Genomic DNA, 22218 nt, shown 5'->3' with positions numbered 1-22218 from the left:
TTGCCGTTTTACCGGCACCGTCATTGCTGACGGGTCGCTCACTCAAAAAACTGACAGGCTACTTCCGAAGAAGTATCCTATTTCATTATTTCTTGTGAACATTTGATATTTTAAGTTTGACAGCGATCCGAAGATCACTGCTGCACTTACATCAAATGCCCACACTTATCGACTGTTAATTGTTAAAGAACTGTATTCGGTACTGCTTATTTACTACTCTCGCGCTATTGACAAAGCGTTGTGTTTGTCAGCTGCGAAGAAGGAAGAGTATGAAGCATTTCGCTAAATCCGTCAACACCTTCTTTTTCACCCTGCTTTACTCTGCATTTGCATGCGTCGTTCAGCGAGGGGGCGAATTATAGCCCTGCCCCGCGCGCCTCGCAAGCGCTAATTTGCAGTTGGGCAAATATTGCTGTGTGATATCGTAGCACCGACAATTCCCTGCCTCATCCACCCTGATTCCCATGCCTATCCCACACATTTCACCAACCGCCAATGCAGCACTGGCCAGCGCCCTCGAACACGCCATCAATAGCAAGACCAAGCCGCTGGGCAGCCTCGGCATGCTGGAAACCCTGGCGCGCCAGATCGGCCTGATCCAGCAAGGCACGCAACTGGACTTGCACCAGCCCGCCATCATCGTTTTCGCGGCCGACCATGGTGTCGTCGCCGAAGGCATTTCCGCCTACCCGCAAAGCGTCACCTGGCAAATGGTGGAGAACTTCCTTGGCAACGGCGCCGCCATCAATGTCTTCGCCCGCCAGGCCAATTGCGCCCTTTATATAGTAGACGCCGGCGTGAACCATGATTTCGGCCCGCGCGACGGCTTGCTCGACCGCAAGCAGGGGCCCGGCACCTGCAACTTTGCCAAGGAACCCGCCATGAGCCAGGAACAATGCCTAGCCGCCATGCAGGCGGGCATGGACCTTGTCGCCACGCTGGAAGGCAATGTGCTGGGATTTGGCGAAATGGGCATCGGCAACACCACGGCTGCCGCGGCACTGATGCACAAGCTGACGGGCACGCCCGTCGCCGACTGCGTGGGCGCCGGCACGGGCCTGTCGAAAGAAGGCGTACTGCACAAGCAGCAGGTGATCGAAGCAGCCGCTGCCCATCACGCCACAGTCAAAGAGCCGCTGGCCGTGCTGGCCACCTTTGGCGGCTTCGAGATCGCCATGATGGCCGGCGCCATGCTGAAAGCGGCCGAACGGCGCATGATTTTGCTGATCGACGGCTTCATCGTCAGCAGCGCCCTGCTGGTCGCGGCGCGTTTGCAGCCGGCCATCCTCGATTACTGCGTGTTTTCGCACTGCTCCGATGAAAACGGCCATCGCCAGTTGCTCGCCAGCCTGGGAGCGCGTCCGCTGCTGCACCTCGATTTGCGCCTGGGCGAAGGCACGGGTTCCGCGCTGGCCTTGCCGCTGCTGCACGCGGCCGTCAATTTCATGCGTGAGATGGCGACCTTCGCCTCGGCCCAGGTCAGCGAAAAATCCACGGCAGAATAAATGATGTTTCATCCCCTGACCGCCATCCTCCACCAGTGCCGGCTGTTCTTCATCGCGCTGCAGTTCTTCACGCGCCTGCCGATACCGCGCTGGGTGGGTTTCGAGCCAGCCTGGCTGCAGCATGCCTCGCGCTATTTCCCCCTGGTGGGCGTGGTGGTGGCGGCCATCTCCGGCGCCGTGTATCTGCTGGCCAGCTGGCTTTTGCCCTTGCCGGTGGCCGTGCTGCTGGCCGTGGCCGCCGGCATCTATCTGACGGGCGCCTTCCATGAAGACGGTTTCGCCGACATGTGCGACGGTTTTGGCGGCGGCTTGACGCGTGAGCGGGTGCTGGAGATCATGAAGGATTCGCGCATCGGCGCATATGGCGCCATCGGCATCATCTGCCTGCTGGCCCTCAAATGCGCGGCGCTGGCTTCGCTACCGCCCACCGTGATCGTCGCGACCCTGTTCATCGCCCATCCTCTGTCGCGCCTGGCCGCCGTGTCGCTGATCTGGCTCATGGACTATGCGCGCGACGAAGGCAAGGCCAAGCCCATGGCCCAGGAGATGCGTACAACAGAATTCCTCATCGCCGCCGTCTGCGGCATGTTGCCCGCCATCGCCTGCGGCGTGCTGGGCATCGTCGACTGGAGCGCGCTGGCCTTCGCGCTCGTGGTGGCTGCCGGCGCCGCCTGGTGGCTGGGCCGCAAATGCCAGCGCCGCCTGCAGGGCTACACGGGCGACTGCCTGGGCGCAGTGCAGCAGGTGGCGGAAGTAGCCATCTACCTGGCCATCCTGTCGAGTTTCCAGGCGCCAGCGCACTTCGCCTTCTATTAGCAGCATGCGCCTGATCCTCGTCCGCCACCCCGCGCCGCACATCGACAACGGCATCTGCTATGGCCGCAGCGACGTGGCGGTGGCCCCAGAAGAAATGGCGAAAATACGCATCGCGCTGCAAACGGCACTTCCTGCCCACGTGCCCTTGTACGCCAGCCCCCTGCGCCGCTGCACAGAACTGGCATCAAGCCTGGCGCGCGAACTGCCCGCCAGCGGCCTGCAGCTCGATGCGCGGCTGGCCGAAATGGATTTCGGCAGCTGGGAAATGCAGCCCTGGCACGCGATCGCCCGCGCGGAAATCGATGCCTGGGCCGCCGACATGGCGCATTACCGGCCCGGTGGCGGAGAGAATGTGCTGGCGATAGCCACCCGCGTCGCAGCCTTCCTGCGCGATCTGTTGCGCGAACAACACGCAACGGCGGTCATCGTCTGCCATGCGGGCACCATCCGCCTGCTGTGCGCTTTGCAAGCCGGGCTGCCATTGGAGGAAACGGCCCTGCTGGCCGCCAGTTCCGCCCACAAAATCGCCTATGGCGCGGCGTTATCCATCGATTTCTGATATCGAATTGTCCAGCCAAGCATTTCAGACCCCGCCTGCTGCACGTATAATGGCGGGGTTTTGGTGCCCGCGCTCATGTCCATGAGCGCAGTTAAACGGGAAACACGATGCCGCACTCGCGGCGAACGTGTGCTGCCCCCGCAACGGTAAGCAAGTGTCATCCCTCCCCACAGGAAGCGGGCGACAAGCTATCTCTGACAACCACTGTGCTTGCAATCATCGAGCATGGGAAGGTGGGATAGCCGTACTTGCCAGCCCGGATACCGGCCAGGACAGGTGGAAGTGTGCGAACGGGGATGTTCGCGATCCGAATGGTCCTTGGCCATCTTCGATCGTCATCTTCAGTTTCCCGCTTCTGTTCAATCTGGCCTACGGGGACGTCGGCTGGTTGCATATTACTTACTGAAAATTATCATGACCCATGCTGTTTCCCGCCACGCGGCGCTCACGTCGCTCGCGCTAGCCATTGCCGCGCCTGCCGCTTTCGCCCAGACCACGCCAGATACCTTCGATCCAGTGATCGTCACCGCCAACCGCTATCCGCAGCACCTGAGCGAAGTATTGAGCGATACGCAGACCATCAGTTCGGAAGACATCGCGCGTTCGGGCGCCAGCTCGATTGTCGATCTGCTGCAAAAACAACGCGGCATCGAAGTGGCGCGTAACGGCGGCGCCGGCACCTCTGCCAGCGTATTCATCCGCGGCGCGAACAGCAACCAGAATATCGTGCTGGTTGACGGCGTGCGCATAGGCTCGTCCACCTTGGGTACGGCCAACTGGAGCGCCCTTCCCCTTTCCAGCATCGACCACATTGAAATCGTCTACGGCCCACTGAGCACCATGTACGGCGCGGATGCCATCGGCGGCGTGATCCAGATCTTCACGAAGAAAGGCGACGGTGCCACGCGCTTCTCCGCCTTCGCCGGTTACGGCAGCAACAACACGCGCCAGGTCGAAGCCCAAGTGGCCGGTTCCACCGGCGGTCCGAACAGCTTCAGCTATGCGCTGGCGGCTGGCAAGGAAAAATCGGATGGCTTCTCGGCCTCGAAGATCGGTGCATCGCCTGAGTACACCTACAATCCAGACAAAGACGGCTACGAGAAGGAAAGCTTCAGCGGCCAGTTCGGCTATCAGATGGCCAAAGGCCATGAAGTTGGCCTGACATTCCTGAATAGCGAGCTGAAAGCGCAGTATGACGCCGGTCCTGGCTACGATGCACGCGGCAACCAGAAGCTGGAAAACATTTCGGTCTTCACAAAGAATGAGTTCCTGCCCAACTGGACCAGCGAACTGCGTTATGCGGAAGCGCGCGACAAAGCCGGCGACGACAGCAGCGCCGGCTCGTGGGGCAAGAGCCAGATCGACACCAAGCAGACCGACCTGACCTGGCAGAACGACATCCGCATCGGGCGCGACAACCTGCAACTGCTGGCCAGCTACCGCGACGAAGACGTCACGTCGAGCAGCACGCCGGAAGTAACGGGTTCGCGCAACACCAAATCCTTCGCTGCAGCCTACAACATGGTGCGCGGCGCGCATCTGTTCAATATCAGCGGCCGTAGCGACGACAGCTCGGCATTCGGCACGCACAACACGGGCAGCGTCGCCTACGGCTACCGCATCAGCAACGCACTGCGCGCCAGCGCCAGCTACGGCACCAGCTTCCGCGCACCGACCTTCAATGAACTTTACTACCCAGGCTATGGCCTGGCGTCGAACAAGCCGGAACAGGGCCGCAATGCCGAAGTGGGTCTGCGTTACGACGACGGCGTATCGAAACTGAGCGCCAGCTACTACCACAACAAGGTCACCGACCTGCTGCTCAATACATCGCCTTGTCCAGATCCGCTGTTCACCGGCTACGGCTGCGCCTACAACGTCAACAAGGCGCTGCTGGAAGGCCTGACGATTGCGGGTGCACGCAAGTTCGGCGCGTTCAATGTCAGCGGCAACATCGACCTGCAAGATCCACGCGATGAAACCAAGGACAAGCAACTAGTACGCCGCGCCAAGAAACACGCCAACTTCGCCGTCGACTACACGCTGGGCGCGCTGACCTCGGGCGCCGAATGGCAGCTGTCGGGCAAGCGTTTTGACGATGCCGCCAACAAGAACGTCCTGGGCGGGTATGGCCTGGTCAATCTGTACGCCACCTACCAGTTCGCCCGCGACTGGTCGGTGCTGGCGCGCTGGAACAATATCGCCAACAAGGACTACGAACTGGCTCGCTTCTACGCGACGCCAGGCTCGAAAGTCTTCGTCGGCCTGCGCTACGGCATGAAATAAGCATGTAGTAATGATGTAAGCTGCGGGCGATGGCGCCATGCCATTGCCCGCAGTGCAGTTCCGCAGTCCCCGTTTTAAAGGTATGCATGCACCCATTTTTCCGCAATATGCGCCACCGCGCCACCGTGATCCTCACGGTGCTGGCCGCGTGCGCAGTTGCCAGCCTGATTTTCTCCGGCATGACCGGTTCGATCGCGATTCCGCTCGCCGACATGCCTTCCGCCCTGTTCCACGTCGTGCAGGGCAAGACCGATACCCTCGCCGCCACCCTGCTCGACCTGCGCCTGGGGCGCGCGCTGACCGCCTTTGTCACTGGCGCGGCGCTTTCCCTGGCCGGCGTCATGATGCAGGCGCTGCTGCGTAACCCGTTGGCCGATCCGTATGTGCTGGGCATTTCCGCCGGCGCTTCCGTCGGCGCCCTGGCCGCGCTGCTGTTCATGTGCGCGCTGTGGGTGGTCGATGCGGCCGCGTTTGCCGGCGCTGTCGGCGTCTCGATGCTGCTGTATTTCTTTGCGCGCCGCGACCTGCGTGGCGGCGCGGCGGCCGAAGGCGGCGCTTCATTGCTGCTGCTGACGGGCGTGATCCTGGCCTCGGCCTGCATGGCCATCGTCACCCTGATGCTGTCCATCGCCCCTGAAAGCCGCTTGCGCAGCATGATCTTCTGGATGATCGGCGACCTGTCCGGCGCCCCGGCGCGGGTGATGCCCTGGCTGGTACTGGCGGGCGCCCTGTTCTTCGCCTTGCGCTGTGCGCGCTCCCTGAATATCATGGCCCTGCACGCGGAAGCGGCCAGCACCCTGGGCGTGGGCGTGGGTGCCCTGCGCAAGGGACTGTTCTTCTGCTCCGGCCTGCTCACTGCCAGCGCCGTCACCAGCGCCGGCAGCGTGGGGTTTGTCGGCCTGATCGTGCCGCACGCGCTGCGTTTCGCCTGCGGCCCCGACCACCGCCTGCTGATCCCCGCCGCCGCACTGGCCGGCGGCACCTTCCTCGTGCTGGCCGATACGCTGGCGCGCACCGTGCTGGCACCGTTGCAACTGCCGGTCGGCGTCGTCACAGCCATGATAGGCGCGCCCGTCTTCCTGTACCAATTGCACCGCTTGCGCAGGGGATGAAACAAGCATGATCCGCACTTACCAACTGGGCCTGAAGGCCGGCACGCGCTCCCTCGTGAAAAACCTCATCTGGCAAATCAGGGAGGGCGAATGCTGGAGCGTGATCGGCCGCAACGGCGCCGGCAAGAGCACCTTGCTGCGCACCCTGGCCGGCTTGCGCGAACCCGATGCCGGCCACGTGACGATACAAGGCCGCGCCCTGGTCGACTGGCCGCTAGAAGCGCTAGCGCGCGAACGGGCCTTCCTGGCGCAGGCGCGGCATGACGCCTTCTCGTACCGCGTGATCGAAACGGTGCTGTCGGCGCGCCATCCATATCACGACAGCCATTACTGGGAAGGCAGCGACGACCAGCGCATCGCCATGGCGGCGCTGGCCTCGATGGAAGTGGAGCACCTGGCCGAGCGCGACGTGCGCAGCCTGTCCGGCGGCGAGCGCCAGCGCGTGGCGATCGCCGCCATGCTGGCGCAGGATACGCCCTTGCTGCTGCTGGACGAACCGGCCAACGCGCTGGACCTGGCGCACCAGGTCAGCGTCATGGGCCTGCTGGCCAGGCTGTGCCGCGAACAGAATAAAACCGTGGTGATGGTCGGGCATGACCTGAACCTGGCGCATAGCGTCTCGACCCATGCGCTGCTGCTGATGGGCGATGGCGGCTGGCTGGCCGGCGCCGTGGCCGAGGTGATGCAGGCATCCATCCTGAGCGACTACCTGGGCCACCCGATCGAGATCATCGATCACGGCAAACGCAAGATATTCATACCAAAAGAGGATCAGCAATGAGCGAGAACAAAGCAGTCGATGCGGATACCGCCGCTATCAACGAACGCCACCGCGTGCGCATGGAACGCAAGAAGGCCATCATCGATGCGGCCATCGCCAAGGCCGACAAGGAAATCGGCATCATCATCGTCAACACGGGCAATGGCAAGGGCAAGAGTTCGAGCGGCTTCGGCATGGCCATCCGTGCCATGGGCCACGGCATGAAAGTGGGCGTGGTGCAGTTCATCAAGGGCGCCATGTCGACCGGCGAAGAAAAATTCCTGCGCCGCTTCCCCGACGAAATCAGTTTTCATGCGATGGGCGAAGGCTATACCTGGGAAACGCAGAACCGCGAGCGCGACATCGAAAAAGCCGAACTGGCGTGGGAACAGGCGAAGACCTTCCTGGCCGACCCAAGCTACGGCCTGGTGCTGTTCGACGAACTCAATATCGCCCTCAAGTACAACTACCTCGACGTGCATAAAGTCATCGCCGACCTGCTGGAGCGCCCGCACATGCAGCACGTGGTCATCACGGGCCGCGGCGCACCCGACGAATTGATCGCCATCGCCGACACGGTCACCGAGATGGCTGTCGTCAAGCATGCGTATGCGGCCGGCATCGGCGCGCAAATCGGCACCGAGTGGTAACAGCGCCATGACGCGCACCCTGGTCTTCGGCGGCGCCCGGTCCGGCAAAAGCGCCCATGCGGAACAACTGGCGCAAGCCTCCGGCAAGGAAGTGCTCTACCTCGCCACAGCGCAGACGGGCGACGGCGAAATGGCCGCGCGTATCGCGCACCACCGGGCGCAGCGCCCGGCCGGGTGGGTGACTATCGAAGAACCGCTGCGCCTGGGAGAGGCCATCCTGCGGGAAGCAAGGCCCGGCAGGCTGCTGCTGGTCGACTGCCTGACCCTGTGGCTGACCAACCTGATGTTTTCCAGCGGCGAGACCTATCCGGATGTGGGCAACATCGCCCTGCCTGAACTGTTTCACAGCGAGCGCGCGCACCTGCTGTATGCGCTGGCGGAAATCGAAGACAGCGGCTGCGACATTGTGCTGGTGTCGAACGAAGTGGGCATGGGCATCGTGCCCTACGGCGCCATCTCGCGCTGCTTCACCGATGAAGCGGGCCGCTTGAACCAGGCCGTGGCCGCCGTGTGCGACAAAGCTGTCTTTGTCGCCGCCGGCCTGCCGCTGTACCTGAAAGGCGGTCCATGCTGAGCGGCTTGTCGCTGCCCATGCTGGCGGCCCTCATGACGGCTGGCGTGCTGCTCGACATGCTGCTGGGCGAGACGCGCCGCTGGCATCCGCTGGTCGGTTTTGGCCGCCTGGCCAGCGCCCTGGAACGCCTGCTGAACCGGGGTCGCGCACGTTTCATGCGCGGCATGCTGGCATGGATGCTGGCCGTGCTGCCACTCAGCTACGCCGCCTGGTGGCTGTGCGGCCTGGCCGGTGCCGCCCTGCACGTCTCCCTGTTGTATCTATGTCTGGGCCTGCGCAGCCTGCGCGACCACAATCAGCCGATCGCCGACGCCCTGGCCATCGATGACCTGGACAACGCGCGCCTGCTGACGGCGCGCATCGTCAGCCGCGACACGGCCAACGCCGACGCGGCCAGCCTGGCCAAGGCCAGCACGGAATCCCTGCTGGAAAACGGCAACGACGCCGTCTTCGGCACCCTGTTCTGGTTTGCCGTGGCGGGCGGCCCCGGCGCCGTGCTGTTCCGCCTGGCGAATACGCTCGACGCCATGTGGGGCTACCGCAATGCGCGCTACGACTGGTTCGGCTGCTGCGCCGCGCGCATCGACGACATCTTGAATTACCTGCCGGCGCGCCTGACGGCCCTGTCCTACGTCTTGCTGGGAAAGCGCATGGCCGATAAAAAACGCGCCTGGCAGTGCTGGCGCAGCCAGGCGCCAAATTGGGGCAGCCCGAACGCGGGTCCCGTGATGGCCAGCGGCGCCGGCGCCCTGGGACTGGCCCTCGGTGGCGACGCTATCTACGACGGCGAACTGGAACGCCGTCCGCCGCTGGGCAGCGGCCGTCCCGCCGAAGCGCGCGACATCGACCGCGCCTGGCGCCTGGTGGCCGAAACTGCCGTCTTGTGGCTGATCTGGATGGCGCTGCTGGCGGGCCTGGACTACCTGAAGGGGAAATACCTTGCTTGAACATGGCGGCAACCTGCGCGACGCCGCGCGCGAATATGGCCGGCCCATCGCCGACTGGATCGACCTGTCGACAGGCATCAATCCGCACGGGTATGCAGCGCCAGCACCCGACGCCAGCGCCTGGCACCGGCTGCCGGAAGCCGATCCCGCGCTGGCCGCTACCGCTTGCGCCTACTACGACGCGCCAGCCATGCTGCCCGTGGCAGGTACGCAGGCCGCCATCCAGGCCCTGCCCCGGCTGCGCGCGCCGTCGCGCGTGGTGGTGGCCGCGCCCTCATATGCGGAACACGCGCACCATTGGGGACAGCACGGCCATCAATTGCGGCAAATGCCATATGCGCAGCTGGCCGATGCCGTTGACAGCTGCGACGTGCTGGTGATCTGCAACCCGAACAACCCCACCGGGGAGCGCATCGCCCCCGAACTGCTGCTGGCATGGGCGGGCAGGATGGCCGCGCGCGGCGGCTGGCTGGTGGTCGATGAAGCGTTTGGCGACACGGAAACGCACGCCAGCCTCGGCCCCCATAGCGGCCAGCCGGGCCTGATCGTGCTGCGCTCGGTGGGCAAATTCTTTGGCCTGGCGGGATTGCGCCTGGGCTTTGTCGCCGCCCCTCCCGCTTTGTTGGCGCAGCTGGCCGACATGCTGGGACCGTGGACCGTCAGCGGCCCGGCGCAGCAGGTGGCGCTGACGGCCCTCGCCGACACGCACTGGCAAGGCGCCATGCGTGACCGCCTGCGTGGCGAAGGCGCGCGCCTGCAGCAACTGCTCGCCAGCCACGGCATCGCCAGCGGCGGCACGGCGCTGTTCCAGTGGTGGCCGGAAGAACGCGCCGAGGCCTTCTGGCGCCACATGGCGGAAGCGGGCATCTGGGTGCGCCTGTTCCGCCACGCGGCCCACGGCATCCGCCTGGGCCTGCCCCCCGACGAACCCGCCTGGCTGCGCCTGCAGCAGGCCCTCACCGCATGGAAAAAGACATGAACCACCTGAAAACCGCATTGCTGCTGGCCGGACTGATTTCGCTGCAGGCGCACGCCGCCATCAGCGTGCGCGACGACGATGGCAATACCGTCACCGTGGCAAAACCCGCGCAGCGTATCCTGGCGCTGGCGCCGCACATCACGGAATTGCTGTTCGCGGCCGGCGGCGGCGAGAAGATCGTCGGCGTCGTCAGCTACAGCGACTACCCGGAAGCGGCGAAGAAAATTCCGCAAGTGGGCGACAACCGCCAGTACGACATGGAGCGCATCATCGCCATGAAGCCGGACCTGATCGTCGTCTGGATGCATGGCAGCGCCGAGCGCCAGATCGCCATGCTGCGCCAGCTGAAAGTGCCCATCTATCACAGCGAGCCGCGCAAGCTGGCCGACATCCCCAGCGGCATCGAACGCCTGGGCCAGCTGATGGGAACAGAACAAGTGGCCAAACCCGTCGCCGCGCAGCTGCGCAACAAACTGGCCAGCCTGACGGCGCAGTACGCGCAACGCCCGCCCGTGCGCGTGTTTTACCAGGTATGGGACAAGCCTTTGTATACCCTCAGCGGTTCGAGCATCATCAGCGACTCCATGCGCGTGTGCGGCGGACAGAATATCTTCGCCGCGATGAAGGTGGTGGCGCCCGTCGTCACGCCGGAAGGCGTGCTGCAGGAAGACCCGGAAGTCATTTTCGGCACCAGTGAAAAGAGCGACCCGCGCAGCGAAGGCGGCCTGGCCATGTGGCGTGCCTTCCCGTCGATGACGGCCGTGCGCAAGAATAACCTGTTCCGGCTGAATGGCGACTTGCTGAACCGCGCCGGTCCGCGCATGATCGAAGGCACGGCCGCCATGTGCGGACAGCTGGAAGTGGCGCGCCAGCGCCGTGCCAAGGCAGCGCAATGAGCCACTACCAGCGCATCGCCTGCCTGTCGACGGAAGCGGTGGAAACCCTGTATGCGCTGGGCGCCGAAGACACCATCGCGGGCATTTCCGGCTTTACCGTGCGGCCACCGCGCGCGCGCGAGGAAAAAACCAAGATCAGCGGTTTTTCGTCGGCGAACCTGGAACGCATCCTGGCCGTGCAGCCGGACCTGGTGATCGGCTTTTGCGACATGCAGGCCGACATCTGCCGCGACCTGGTCAACGCCGGCATCGAAGTGCACCAGTTCAACCAGCGCACGGTGGACGGCATCCTGCGCATGATCGCCGTGCTGGCAGCGCTGGTGCGGCGCGAGGAAGCGGGCCAGGCGCTGATCGCCAGCCTGCGCGCGAACATCGCCACTGCCCGCGACCACGCCGCCGCCTGGACGCGCAAGCCCGTGATTTACTTTGAAGAGTGGAACGAACCTCTGATGAGCGGCATCGGCTGGGCGGCGGAACTGATCGAGATCGCCGGCGGCGCCGACGCCTTCCCGGAACTGTCGACGCAGCCGGGCGCGAAGGAACGCATCATCGCCGATCCTTTGGCGGTAGTCGCGCGCGCGCCCGACATCATCATTGCCAGCTGGTGCGGCAAGAAATTCCAGCCGGCGCAACTGGCGGCACGCGCTGGCTGGGAGGCGATTCCCGCCGTACGCAATGGCATGCTCTTCGAAATCAAGTCGCCTGACATACTTTCTCCCGGTCCAGCCGCCATCACGGAGGGCTTGCGCCAGATCAGCGACATCATCGCGCAGTGGCAAAACTGGCAGGAGCGGCAGGCATGAAGTCGCCCTTTCCCGCCCTGATGGTGCAGGGCACGACCTCCGACGCGGGCAAGAGCACCGTCGTCGCTGCCCTGTGCCGCCTGCTGAAACGGCGCGGCGTGACGGTGGCGCCGTTCAAGCCGCAAAACATGGCCCTGAATAGCGCCGTGACAGCGGACGGCGGCGAGATCGGCCGCGCCCAGGCCCTGCAGGCGCTGGCCTGCGGCATCGCGCCGCACACGGACATGAACCCGGTGCTCTTGAAACCGTCGTCGAACACGGGCGCGCAAGTGATCATCCACGGCAAGGTGCGCGCCGAGATGGATGCGCGCGACTACCAGCAATATAAAACCATCGCCATGGGCGCCGTGCTGGAATCGTACGCGCGCTTGCGCCAGCAATACGACGCCGTCGTCGTCGAAGGCGCGGGCAGCCCGGCGGAAGTCAATTTACGCGCGCGCGATATCGCCAACATGGGCTTTGCGGAAGCCGTCGACTGCCCGGTGATCCTGGTGGCCGACATCGACCGGGGTGGCGTCTTCGCGCACATCATCGGCACCCTGGCGTGCCTGTCCGACAGCGAGCGGGCGCGCATCATCGGCTTTGTCATCAACCGCTTCCGCGGCGACATCTCGCTGCTGCAACCGGGCATCGAATGGCTGGAACAGCAGACGGGCAAACCCGTGCTGGCCGTGCTGCCGTATCTGCAAGGCCTGTTCCTCGACGCGGAAGACGCCGTCGAGGCAATGCAGGCCGAACGGGGCGCCTTCAAGGTGGTGGTGCCGCAGCTGCCGCGCATCAGCAACCACACGGATCTCGACGCCCTGCGCGCGCATCCCGGCATCGACCTGCAATTCATCAGACAGGGGCAGCCGATACCGCCGGCCGACCTGGTGATCCTGCCCGGCAGTAAAAACACGCGCGGCGACCTGGCCTGGCTGCGGCAGCAGGGCTGGCCCGCCTACCTGGCGAAACACCTGCGCTATGGCGGCAAGGTGCTCGGCATCTGCGGCGGTTTCCAGATGCTGGGGCAGTCCGTGCACGACCCGCTGGGCGTGGAAGGACAAGCCGGCGCATCGCCGGCACTGGGCCTGCTGGACATGGCGACCGAGCTGACGGCGCAAAAAACGCTGGAGCAGGTGGCGGGCCACTGCGCGTTTGCCGGCGCGGATCAAGCTGCCGTGGCCGGCTATGAAATCCACATGGGCGTGTCGCATGGCGCGGCCTTGCAGCAGCCCGCCTTTGTCATCGCGGGCCGGCCGGAAGGCGCCGTGTCACAGGACGGGCAAATCCTGGGCAGCTATTTGCACGGCATGTTCGACACGCCCGCCGCCTGTTCCGCGCTGCTGCGCTGGGCGGGGCTGGCGTCGGCGCACACGGTCGACACCGCTGCCCTGCGCGAAGCGAGCCTGGAGCGCATCGCCGATGCGGCACTGCCATTGCTGGAGGCACTGGAAAAGCTGGAATGCCGATAAAAATTTCATAGCAGCAACAACAGGGCGCTGCGGCGGCGACGCAGCGCGCCCATTTATGTGACAATTGCTGGCATTCCCCAGGCGCAGCACTCCTTACCAGGCCACGCATCCATGTCCAGTTCCCCGATTAAAAGCTACCTTCCCTGGGTGGTCGCCACCGCCCTGTTCATGGAGCAACTCGACTCCACCATCGTCAACACCGCCATTCCCGCCATGGCCGCCAGCCTGAACGTAACGCCGCTGAGCCTGAAAGCCGTCGTCACCAGCTACATCCTGAGCCTGGCCGTGTGCATTCCCATCAGCGGCTGGATGGCCGACCGCTTCGGCACGCGGCGCGTGTTTTCCGCCGCTGTCGCCATCTTCACCATCGCCTCCATCCTCTGCGGCCTGTCCGTCAATTCGCCGATGCTGGTGGCGGCGCGCCTGCTGCAAGGGGTGGGCGCGGCCATGATGATGCCGGTGGGCCGGCTCACCATCATCCGTACCTTTCCCAAGTCGCAATTGCTGGCGGCCATGAACTTCGTCATCATCCCGGCCCTGATCGGCCCCTTGCTGGGGCCCACGGTGGGCGGTCTGATCGTGCACTGGCTGTCGTGGCGCGAGATTTTCTTCGTCAACGTGCCCGTCGGCCTGGTGGCGCTGTACCTGGCGCACCGCTACATGCCCGACTACTACGGCGACAAGCCGCGTCCGCTGGACCTGATCGGCCTGGTGCTGTTCGGCACGGGCATCGCGCTGCTGTCGTGGCTGCTGGAAGTCTTTGGCGAACACAAGATCGACCCCACCTCGGCCGCCGTGCTGCTGTTCATTTCCATCAGCCTGCTGGCCGCGTATGCCTGGCATTCGAGCGAAGTGCTGCACCCGCTGCTGCGCCTGACCCTGTTCAAGATCCGTACCTTCCGCGTCTCCGTGGTGGGCGGCTTCGTCACGCGCCTGGGCGTGGGTGGCCTGCCCTTCCTGTTGCCGCTGCTGTACCAGCTGGGCCTGGGACTGCCGGCCTGGCAGTCGGGCTTGCTGATGATGCCGTCGGCGGCCGCCGCCATGGGCATGAAATTCATTTCCGCGCGCGTGCTGGCCCGCTTCGGCTATCGTCAGGTACTGATCGTCAACACGGTGCTGATCGGCGTGACCATCGCCATGTTTTCGCTGGTGAATGTCGGCACGCCCCTGTACGTGATTGTCGCCATCAGCCTGTGCATGGGCTTTTTTAACTCATTGCAGTTTTCCAGCATGAACACCATCGCCTATGCCGACGTCGACAAGGGCGATTCCAGCATGGCCAGCACCATCGCCAGTTCGATGCAGCAGCTGTCGATGAGCTTTGGCCTGGCTTTCGGTTCGCTGATCACGGGCTGGTACCTGGGCGACATGCCGCAATCGGACCGCGCCATGCTCAGCACGGCCCTGCACCACGCCTTCCTGACCCTGGCGGCGTTGACGATCCTCTCGTCCCTGACGTTCTGGACCCTGCGCCGCGACGATGGCGAAAGCATCAGCAAGGGCACGGACAGCGACGAGGACGATGCGGACGAGGTCAAGGCCCAGGCTGTTGTGCAGACGGAAGTACAAACCTCGAAAAGCTGAGCCACATCAAGCTTGCCGCCAGCGCCACTGGCGCTTCGGCCTGCCGCTGCTACCGTGACGGCAGGAGGCGCACATGGCGGCCGAGCAGCGGTTTGCATGGAAGGGCACGGACCGCCATGGCCAGGCGGTCGCTGGCGTCCTGCGCGCGCTTGACGCCAGCGCCGCCAGTGTCGCGCTGCGGCGCCAGGGCATCCTGGCCAGCGAGGTCAAGGCCGCGCGCGCGGCGCCCGGCAAGGCCATCACGCACAAGGATATCGCCCTGTTTACGCGCCAGCTGTCGACCATGATGGCGGCCGGCGTGCCCCTGCTGCACGCTTTCGACATCGCCGGCAAGGGCCACGCCAAGCCCGCCATCACCGAGCTGATGCAGGACTTGCGCCACGCTATCGAAGCGGGCAGCAGCCTGCAGCAGGCGTTCCGCCAGTTTCCCCTGCTGTTTGACGCGCTGTATTGCAACCTGCTGGCGGCCGGCGAGCAGGCCGGCATCGTGCAGGAATTGCTGGCGCGCCTGGCCACGCACCAGGAAAAGTCCATCGCCCTGCGGCGGCAGATACGCGGCGCGCTGATGTATCCGCTGGCCATCGTGCTCGTCGCCATCGTCGTCACGGCCCTCATCATGAGCGTCGTCGTGCCGGCGTTTCGCCAGGTCTTCGACAGTTTCGGCGCGCCCTTGCCGCTGCCCACCCTGGCCGTGATGGGCCTGTCGGCCTTTCTCGTGCGCCACTGGCTGGCCCTGCTGGCGGGGCTGGCCGCGGCCGGCCTGCTGCTGCGCCTGGCCTGGCGCCGTTCGCCTGGCCTGCGCCGGCATGCGCAAGTGCAGGCGCTGCGCTTGCCCCTGTTCGGCCCGCTCTTGCGCAAGGCAGCGGTTGCCCGCTGGACACGCACCCTGGCCGCCATGTTCGCCGCCGGCGTGCCCCTGCTCGACTCGCTCGACCTGGTGGGCGCTGCCGCCCATCACGTCGAGTACCAGGAAGCGACGGCCCGCATCGAACGCGAAATCCGCGCCGGCGGCAGCCTGGCCCTGGCCATGCAGCACAGCGGCGTGTTTCCCCCGCTGCTGACACAGCTGGCCCTCATCGGTGAAGAGTCCGGCGCGCTCGACGCCATGCTGTCGCGCGCGGCCGACATCATCGAAAGCGAAATCGAAGCCACGGTGGCCATCCTGTCGGCGCTGATGGAACCGGCGCTGATGGTGGTGCTGGGCGTGCTGGTGGGCGGCCTGGTGATCGCCCTGTATTTGCCGATTTTCAAGCTGGGCGCGGTGATTTGACTGATCGCCGCGAGCAAAACGCCCCCAGGCGCGGGCGGATGTCTTACACTGCGGCAGTGCCACCCAATGTTTGCGCGGCAACATTCACCACCCCGGACTAGTTCACCATGCTGCAAGATACCCTGTTGTTCGCCGCGCCCGGCAATCTGCCCGTCGCCCTCGTCGCTGCCCTGTTCGGCCTGATCGTCGGCAGCTTCCTGAATGTGGTGATCCACCGCCTGCCAAACATGATGCAGCGCGAGTTCGACAATGACGTGGCGCAGGCCAACGGCCAGCCGCCGCCGCACACGGAGCGCTACAACCTGATGCTGCCGCACTCGAACTGCACCGCCTGCGGCCACCGCATCACGGCCATGGAAAACATTCCCGTCATCAGCTACTTGCTGCTGCGTGGCAAGTGCAGTGCGTGCAAGGCGCCCATCTCCTTGCGCTACCCGCTGGTGGAACTGCTGACGAGCGCACTGTCGGCCCTGTTGATCTGGCACTTCGGCAGCGGCTGGACGGGCCTGGCCGCGCTCGTCTTTGCCTGGCTGCTGATCACCATGACTTTCATCGATGCGGATACTCAATTTCTGCCCGATGACCTGACCTATCCGCTGCTGTGGGCCGGCCTGCTGGTGAATATCAATGGCACATTCGCCCCCCTGCAAGACGCCGTCATCGGCGCGGCCGCCGGCTATCTGGCGCTGTGGAGTGTCTACTGGGCCTACAAGCTGGCGACAGGCAAGGAGGGAATGGGGTATGGTGACTTCAAGTTGCTGGCGGCGCTCGGCGCCTGGCTGGGCTGGACCATGCTGCCGACGATCATCCTGCTGTCCTCCATCGTCGGCGCCGTGGTCGGCATCGGCCTGATCGTCTTTGCCAGGCACAGCCGCGACAAGGTCATTCCGTTCGGCCCTTACCTGGCCGCGGCGGGTCTGGTCACCCTCCTGTACGGCGCACCGCTGTCACGACTCACCTTCGGCCTGACGGGCTGATTTTTTACAGCAGCGACGCTGCCCAGCATAGGATAAGAGATGCACATACAGAACGCGCCCTACTTCAGCGTGGGACTCACTGGCGGTATCGGTTGCGGCAAGAGCACGGTCGCCGACCTGTTCGCCGCACGCGGCGCCTCCATCGTCGATACCGACCAGATCGCGCACAGTCTGACGGCGCCGAATGGCGCGGCCATGCCTGCCCTGGTGGCGCAATTCGGTCCCGATTTTGCGGACGCGCGCGGCGCCCTCGACCGCAACAAAATGCGCAAGCTGGTGTTTTCCGACGCCGCCGCGAAGGCGAAGCTGGAAGCCATCCTGCACCCGCGCATCCGCCAGGCCACCCTGGCGGCGGCCGCCGAGGCGAAGGGCAGCTACGTGATCTTTGCCGTGCCGCTTCTGGTCGAGTCGGGCGGCTGGGTGGAGAGGGTCAACCGCGTGCTGGTCATCGATTGCCTGGAAAGCCTGCAGGTCGCGCGCGTGATGGCGCGCAACGGCTTATCGGAAGAACAAGTCAAAGCCATCATGGCCACGCAGGCGACGCGCGCCATGCGCCTGGCGGCAGCGGACGATGTGATCGACAACAATGGCGATTTGGCGGCGCTGGAACCGCAGATCGCCCAGTTGCACGATTTATATCTGGCATTTTCAAAAAGAATGGCCGGAAACGGGTCGCAACGTTTGTAATTTGTCGACGCTTGGTTCAAAATCACGGGATTGTTTGCAGGTCCTTACTTAAGGGAATTATTTTGATTGTCTACGAATACCCTTTCAATGAACGCATACGTACCTTGTTGCGGCTGGAAGACTTGTACGACAAATTCAAGTTCTTCATTCAGCAAGAACATGCAATGCAGCATCATGTTGCCTTGGCAACTATTTTCGACATGCTCGAAGTGGCCGGCCGCGCCGACCTGAAGTCCGACCTGCTGCAGGAACTCGAGCGCCAGCGCCAGAGTTTGCTGGGCTACCGCAGCAACCCCAATGTGGAACCGGAAACCCTGGATGCCATCTTGGGCGAACTCGACAGTGTCAGCGGCGCCCTGGTGGCGGCGCAAGGCAAGACGGGCCAGAATATCCGCGACAATGAATGGCTGATGAGCATCCGTGGCCGCACCATCATCCCGGGCGGCGCCTGCGAATTCGACTTGCCGTCCTACTTTGCCTGGCAAAAACGCAGCTCGGAGCAGCGCCTGACCGATATCCACGCGTGGTTCGCCCCGCTGGCGCCCCTGTTCGATGCGCTGGCACTCGTGCTGCGCCTGCTGCGCGATTCCGGCGGCCCCGTTAAACTGATCGCCAACGGCGGCAGCTACCAGCAAATGCTGCAAGGCAAGGTGTACCAGATGCTGCGTTTGAGCCTGGATGAAAACAGCGGCGCCATTCCGGAAATTTCCGCCAACAAATACATGCTGTGGGTGCGCTTCACTACCCAGGGCGGCGACTTGAAACCCAAGCCGCTGGAAGAAGATGTCCCATTCGAGCTCACGCTCTGTAATTTTTAACTGTAATTGCCATGACCGTAGTCAACTGCCCTACCTGCGCCGCCAAAGTCGAATGGACTGAAGCCAACAAATACCGCCCCTTCTGCTCGGAACGCTGCAAACAGATCGACCTGGGTGCCTGGGCCGAGGAAAAATACACGATCCCCGCCGCCGACCCGTTTGAAGATCCGCTGGCAGACGAAGACAACAAGCCGCAGTAAGACGTAATAAGCCGCCATACGCCTCACTTAAACGGATTTTCCAGGCGCAGCCCCTGCGCCGCGAAACTGTCGAGCCTGCCACTGACCACCGTCAAGCCATAGGCGATACCCATCGCCGCGATCTGCCTATCGACGCCGTGCGTCTGGCCGCGGGCATGCAGGCGCGCACACACGAGCGCGCAATCGAGGTCGAATTCCAGCAGCCGCGGCGCATACTCCGCCAGCACGGCTTCCAGCCAGCCTTCCAGCGCCAGTGCTTCCAGCGCCGCCTCGCGCCGCCAGCTGCACTGTATCCCTGCGCGCAATTGCGCGATCACCTGCACCGGCACATAGCGCGCCTCGGGCGCCACCCGCTCGAAAAAATCGGCCACGCCCGCCTGTGCGGCGCCGCCCTTGCGCGATGCAACGATCACATCCGTATCGAGCAGGTAAGCGGGCATAATCGTGGTGATTCAGGGGCGGCGCTCGAAATCCGCATCCAGCCCCACGTCGGGCATGCTGCGCAAAATATCGTCGAGCGGACGCTTTGGCAGCGGCCGCAAGGCGCTGCGCAGGATGTCGCGGTGCTCGTCCTCGATGCTGCGCCCGTGCGCGCGGGCACGCTTGTGCAAAGCGGCAATCAGCAATTCATCGGTATCGGTAAAGGTCAGTGTCAGCGGCATGCGAGACTCCCCGGTGCGTGATGAAAGCACTGTAGCGCAAAGCGCGCGCGATACAAGGAAAGTAACAGGAAAGCTTGCGCCAGCACGCAGCATGCTGCTGCCCGCTGGCACAAGTAAGATTATGCGGGCGCGAGGGATTCCCGGCGTACCTCATCCAACCATTCCAGCAGGGGAATGGTGGCAGGCAGCAAGGGCTCGACGCCCACCGTGCCCTGCCAGGCGAACGCCTGCCCTTCCAGGCTTTGCGGCTCGCCCCGCCACTCGCGGCTGATGTAGAAATGCAGGCGCACATGGGCGTGCGGATACACATATTCCACGCCGCACCAGGCTTCGGCGCTGTCGATATACAGGCCCAGCTCCTCGACAAACTCGCGTTTGAGCGCATCGAGAATGGCTTCGCCCGGCTCGACTTTGCCGCCAGGAAACTCCCAATAGCCGTCATACGGCTTGCCGGCCGGGCGCTGGCCCAGCAGCACGTCGCCATTCGGCTTCATCAGGATGCCGACGGCCACGTCGACCGGTTGGATTTTGACTGCGCTCATTGCGGCAGCTTCCCTGCAGGAAGTTTCCCCGCATAGTCGCGCGCGAATTGCCAGGCTACCCGGCCCGAGCGCGAACCGCGCTGCAAGGCCCAGCGCAGGGCGTCGCCGCGCGCTTGCGCGATCTGCTCCGGCGTGCAGCCGAACGTGGCCAGCCAGTGGGCGGCGATATCCAGGTAGTCATCCTGCTTGAACGGGTAGAACGACAGCCACAGGCCGAAGCGCTCGGACAGCGAGATTTTCTCTTCCACCGTCTCGCCCGGATGCAAATCGCCGTTGTCGTCCGTCTTGTAGCTGGTATTGTCCGACATGCGCTCGGGCATCAGGTGGCGCCGGTTCGAGGTGGCGTAGATCAGCACGTTGTCCGATTGCGCGGCGATGCTGCCGTCGAGCGCCACTTTCAGCGCCTTGTAGCCGCTCTCGCCTTCCTCGAACGACAGGTCGTCGCAAAAGATGATGAAGCGCTCGGGGCGCGCCGCCACCATGTCGACGATGTCGGGCAAGTCTGCCAGGTCGGCTTTATCCACTTCGATCAGGCGCAGGCCCTGGCCGGAAAACTGGTTCAGGCAAGCCTTGATCAGCGACGACTTGCCCGTGCCGCGCGCGCCCGTCAGCAGCACATTGTTGGCGGGGCGGCCGCTGACGAACTGGCGCGTGTTCTGCTCGATCTGCGCTTTTTGCGTGCCGATATTGTGCAAGTCGTCGAACGCGATGTGCGACACATGCGCCACGGCCTGCAGGCAAGGCAGCGCGCCCGGCCGGCGGCGCCAGCGGAAGGCAAAGCTGTTCCAGTCCGGCGCGGGCACGGCCTGCGGCAGGATCGCTTCCACCCGCGCCAGCAAGGCCTCGGCGCGGATCAGGAATTGATCGAGGCTGGTCATGAGCGGTAGTCGGCGTTGATCGACACGTAGTCATGCGACAAATCGCAGGTCCACAGGGTGGCCGTGGCATCGCCGCGCGCCAGTTTCACGCGGATGGTGATTTCGCTTTGCTGCATCACGCGCTGGCCGTCCTGCTCCTGGTAGTCGGGATTGCGGCCGCCGTTCTTGGCCACCCACACATCGTCCAGGTACAGGTTCAGCTGGCCCACGTCCAGGTCGTCCACGCCCGCATAGCCGATGGCGGCCAGGATGCGGCCCAGGTTCGGATCGGAGGCGAAGAACGCGGTTTTCACCAGCGGCGAATGGGCGATGGAATAGGCGATCTTGCGGCACTCTTCCACGTTGCGGCCGTCTTCCACCGTGACCGTCATGAACTTGGTGGCGCCTTCACCGTCGCGCACGATGGCTTGCGCCAGGAAGGTCGACAGTTCGGTGACGGCGGCCGCCAGTTCCGCGTAGTGCGGCGAATCGATGGAATCGATCACCAGGCTGCCGGCGCCCGTGGCCACCAGCATGAACGAGTCATTGGTGGACGTATCGCCGTCGATGGTGATGCAGTTGAACGACTTGTCGGCTGCTTGTTTCACCAGCTGGTCCAGCACCGGTTGCGCCACGGTGGCGTCAAACGCCAGGAAACCCAGCATGGTGGCCATGTTCGGCTTGATCATGCCGGCACCCTTGCTGATGCCCGTCAGTGTCACCGCGTGGCCACCGATGGTGACCTTGCGCGAGCCGGCTTTCGGCTGCGTGTCGGTGGTCATGATGGCTTCGGCGGCCGAGAACCAGTTGTCGGACGTCAGCGCAGCCACGGCTTGCGGCAAGCCGGCGACCAGGCGCTGCACCGGCAGCGGTTCGAGGATCACGCCAGTGGAAAACGGCAAAATCTGCTGCGGCGTGCAGCCGAGCAGCTCGGCCAGCGCGGCGCAGCTGGCCTGCGCGTCAGCCAGGCCCGATTCGCCCGTGCCCGCGTTGGCATTGCCTGTATTGACCAGCAGCGCGCGGATCGGCGCGGCGCCGGCTGTGACGGCGGCCAGATTGGCCTTCGAGATTTGCACGGGCGCGGCGCAGAAGCGGTTCAGGGTGAACACGCCGGCCACGGTGGCCGTCGGCGCCAGGTTCAATACCAGCAAATCCTTGCGGTTGGGTTTCTTGATACCGGCTTCGGCAACACCGATTTCAATGCCGGCGACGGCTTGCAAGTCGGCGGCGACGGGCTTGGGAGAATTGACGGCCATAGGAGTTCTTCTGCGAGGGAAAAT

The 22218-nt window shown here is 64.3% G+C and carries 24 protein-coding genes and 1 riboswitch; of the genes, 19 read left to right on the top strand and 5 right to left on the bottom strand.

The genetic code is table 11. The annotated features are described in order from the left end of the window. The first annotated feature begins 464 nt into the window (after positions 1-464). From cobT to yacG, 19 genes are all read left to right on the top strand, one after another. Entirely contained in the window at positions 465-1505 is a 1041-nt protein-coding gene (gene cobT, locus ACQ4WR_RS20630; RefSeq protein WP_436489594.1) for a nicotinate-nucleotide--dimethylbenzimidazole phosphoribosyltransferase, read from the top strand. A gap of 3 nt (positions 1506-1508) precedes the next feature. Further along, on the top strand, positions 1509-2321 hold the full coding sequence (locus ACQ4WR_RS20625) for an adenosylcobinamide-GDP ribazoletransferase (protein WP_436489604.1): 813 nt from the start codon (positions 1509-1511) through the stop codon (positions 2319-2321). 4 nt (positions 2322-2325) lie between these two features. Then, positions 2326-2880 carry a histidine phosphatase family protein gene (locus ACQ4WR_RS20620; protein WP_436489592.1) on the top strand — a complete coding sequence of 185 codons (555 nt, stop codon included), beginning with the start codon at positions 2326-2328 and terminating at the stop codon, positions 2878-2880. A 44-nt stretch (positions 2881-2924) separates the two neighbouring features. Further along, a riboswitch (cobalamin riboswitch) is annotated at positions 2925-3166 on the top strand. 128 nt (positions 3167-3294) lie between these two features. Next, positions 3295-5166, top strand: coding sequence for a TonB-dependent receptor domain-containing protein (locus ACQ4WR_RS20615; protein WP_436489590.1), 1872 nt, complete (start codon positions 3295-3297; stop codon positions 5164-5166). A gap of 86 nt (positions 5167-5252) precedes the next feature. After that, the gene (locus ACQ4WR_RS20610; RefSeq protein ID WP_436489588.1) at positions 5253-6278 is read left to right on the top strand and encodes a FecCD family ABC transporter permease; all 1026 of its coding nucleotides are present in this window, start codon (positions 5253-5255) and stop codon (positions 6276-6278) included. Between the two features lie 7 nt (positions 6279-6285). Next, complete coding sequence (locus ACQ4WR_RS20605) at positions 6286-7059, top strand: ABC transporter ATP-binding protein (RefSeq protein ID WP_436489587.1); 774 nt, start codon at positions 6286-6288, stop codon at positions 7057-7059. Next, on the top strand, positions 7056-7688 hold the full coding sequence (cobO, locus tag ACQ4WR_RS20600) for a cob(I)yrinic acid a,c-diamide adenosyltransferase (protein ID WP_102295507.1): 633 nt from the start codon (positions 7056-7058) through the stop codon (positions 7686-7688). Before ACQ4WR_RS20605 ends, cobO begins: the two co-directional genes overlap by 4 nt. Positions 7689-7695: 7 nt before the next feature. Continuing rightward, positions 7696-8262 (top strand): bifunctional adenosylcobinamide kinase/adenosylcobinamide-phosphate guanylyltransferase, encoded by a 567-nt coding sequence (gene cobU, locus ACQ4WR_RS20595; protein ID WP_436489584.1) that lies wholly within the window; start codon positions 7696-7698, stop codon positions 8260-8262. Continuing rightward, complete coding sequence (cbiB, locus tag ACQ4WR_RS20590) at positions 8256-9209, top strand: adenosylcobinamide-phosphate synthase CbiB (protein WP_436489582.1); 954 nt, start codon at positions 8256-8258, stop codon at positions 9207-9209. The genes cobU and cbiB overlap by 7 nt, the downstream gene beginning before the upstream one ends. Beyond that, positions 9202-10188 (top strand): threonine-phosphate decarboxylase CobD, encoded by a 987-nt coding sequence (gene cobD / locus ACQ4WR_RS20585; RefSeq protein WP_436489580.1) that lies wholly within the window; start codon positions 9202-9204, stop codon positions 10186-10188. Before cbiB ends, cobD begins: the two co-directional genes overlap by 8 nt. Continuing rightward, positions 10185-11084, top strand: coding sequence for a cobalamin-binding protein (locus ACQ4WR_RS20580; RefSeq protein ID WP_436489578.1), 900 nt, complete (start codon positions 10185-10187; stop codon positions 11082-11084). The genes cobD and ACQ4WR_RS20580 overlap by 4 nt, the downstream gene beginning before the upstream one ends. After that, positions 11081-11887, top strand: coding sequence for an ABC transporter substrate-binding protein (locus ACQ4WR_RS20575; protein ID WP_436489576.1), 807 nt, complete (start codon positions 11081-11083; stop codon positions 11885-11887). The genes ACQ4WR_RS20580 and ACQ4WR_RS20575 overlap by 4 nt, the downstream gene beginning before the upstream one ends. Then, a complete protein-coding gene (locus ACQ4WR_RS20570) occupies positions 11884-13341 on the top strand; it encodes a cobyric acid synthase (RefSeq protein ID WP_436489574.1) in 1458 nt (485 codons plus the stop codon). Before ACQ4WR_RS20575 ends, ACQ4WR_RS20570 begins: the two co-directional genes overlap by 4 nt. Positions 13342-13452: 111 nt before the next feature. Continuing rightward, a complete protein-coding gene (locus ACQ4WR_RS20565; protein WP_258003030.1) occupies positions 13453-14925 on the top strand; it encodes a DHA2 family efflux MFS transporter permease subunit in 1473 nt (490 codons plus the stop codon). A 73-nt stretch (positions 14926-14998) separates the two neighbouring features. Beyond that, positions 14999-16195, top strand: coding sequence for a type II secretion system F family protein (locus ACQ4WR_RS20560; RefSeq protein ID WP_436489572.1), 1197 nt, complete (start codon positions 14999-15001; stop codon positions 16193-16195). A 107-nt stretch (positions 16196-16302) separates the two neighbouring features. Next, positions 16303-17172 (top strand): prepilin peptidase, encoded by an 870-nt coding sequence (locus ACQ4WR_RS20555; protein ID WP_436489570.1) that lies wholly within the window; start codon positions 16303-16305, stop codon positions 17170-17172. Between the two features lie 39 nt (positions 17173-17211). Then, positions 17212-17859, top strand: a complete 648-nt coding sequence (gene coaE / locus ACQ4WR_RS20550; RefSeq protein ID WP_436489568.1) for a dephospho-CoA kinase — start codon at positions 17212-17214, stop codon at positions 17857-17859. A gap of 62 nt (positions 17860-17921) precedes the next feature. Then, complete coding sequence (gene zapD / locus ACQ4WR_RS20545) at positions 17922-18677, top strand: cell division protein ZapD (RefSeq protein ID WP_034748811.1); 756 nt, start codon at positions 17922-17924, stop codon at positions 18675-18677. A gap of 11 nt (positions 18678-18688) precedes the next feature. Beyond that, complete coding sequence (gene yacG, locus ACQ4WR_RS20540; RefSeq protein ID WP_071325269.1) at positions 18689-18877, top strand: DNA gyrase inhibitor YacG; 189 nt, start codon at positions 18689-18691, stop codon at positions 18875-18877. A gap of 23 nt (positions 18878-18900) precedes the next feature. On the opposite strand, the gene ACQ4WR_RS20535 is transcribed toward yacG, so the two are convergent. From ACQ4WR_RS20535 to argJ, 5 genes are all read right to left on the bottom strand, one after another. Continuing rightward, complete coding sequence (locus ACQ4WR_RS20535; protein ID WP_436489566.1) at positions 18901-19317, bottom strand: PIN domain-containing protein; 417 nt, start codon at positions 19315-19317, stop codon at positions 18901-18903. A gap of 12 nt (positions 19318-19329) precedes the next feature. Continuing rightward, the gene (locus ACQ4WR_RS20530) at positions 19330-19539 is read right to left on the bottom strand and encodes a FitA-like ribbon-helix-helix domain-containing protein (RefSeq protein ID WP_102295525.1); all 210 of its coding nucleotides are present in this window, start codon (positions 19537-19539) and stop codon (positions 19330-19332) included. Positions 19540-19658: 119 nt separating this feature from the next. Next, complete coding sequence (locus tag ACQ4WR_RS20525) at positions 19659-20081, bottom strand: NUDIX domain-containing protein (protein WP_436489564.1); 423 nt, start codon at positions 20079-20081, stop codon at positions 19659-19661. Beyond that, the gene (locus tag ACQ4WR_RS20520) at positions 20078-20959 is read right to left on the bottom strand and encodes an ATP-binding protein (protein ID WP_436489562.1); all 882 of its coding nucleotides are present in this window, start codon (positions 20957-20959) and stop codon (positions 20078-20080) included. Before ACQ4WR_RS20520 ends, ACQ4WR_RS20525 begins: the two co-directional genes overlap by 4 nt. Next, positions 20956-22194: a bifunctional glutamate N-acetyltransferase/amino-acid acetyltransferase ArgJ gene (gene argJ, locus ACQ4WR_RS20515; protein ID WP_436489560.1), complete on the bottom strand. Its 1239-nt coding sequence runs from the start codon at positions 22192-22194 to the stop codon at positions 20956-20958. The genes ACQ4WR_RS20520 and argJ overlap by 4 nt, the downstream gene beginning before the upstream one ends. Positions 22195-22218: the final 24 nt, after the last annotated feature.

The sequence above is a fragment of the Janthinobacterium amylolyticum genome, from assembly GCF_051380655.1.
In the GTDB taxonomy this organism is placed as follows: Bacteria; Pseudomonadota; Gammaproteobacteria; order Burkholderiales; family Burkholderiaceae_D; genus Janthinobacterium.
Note: the sequence above shows the minus strand (reverse complement) of the source record. Positions and strands in the feature narration are given on the sequence as shown.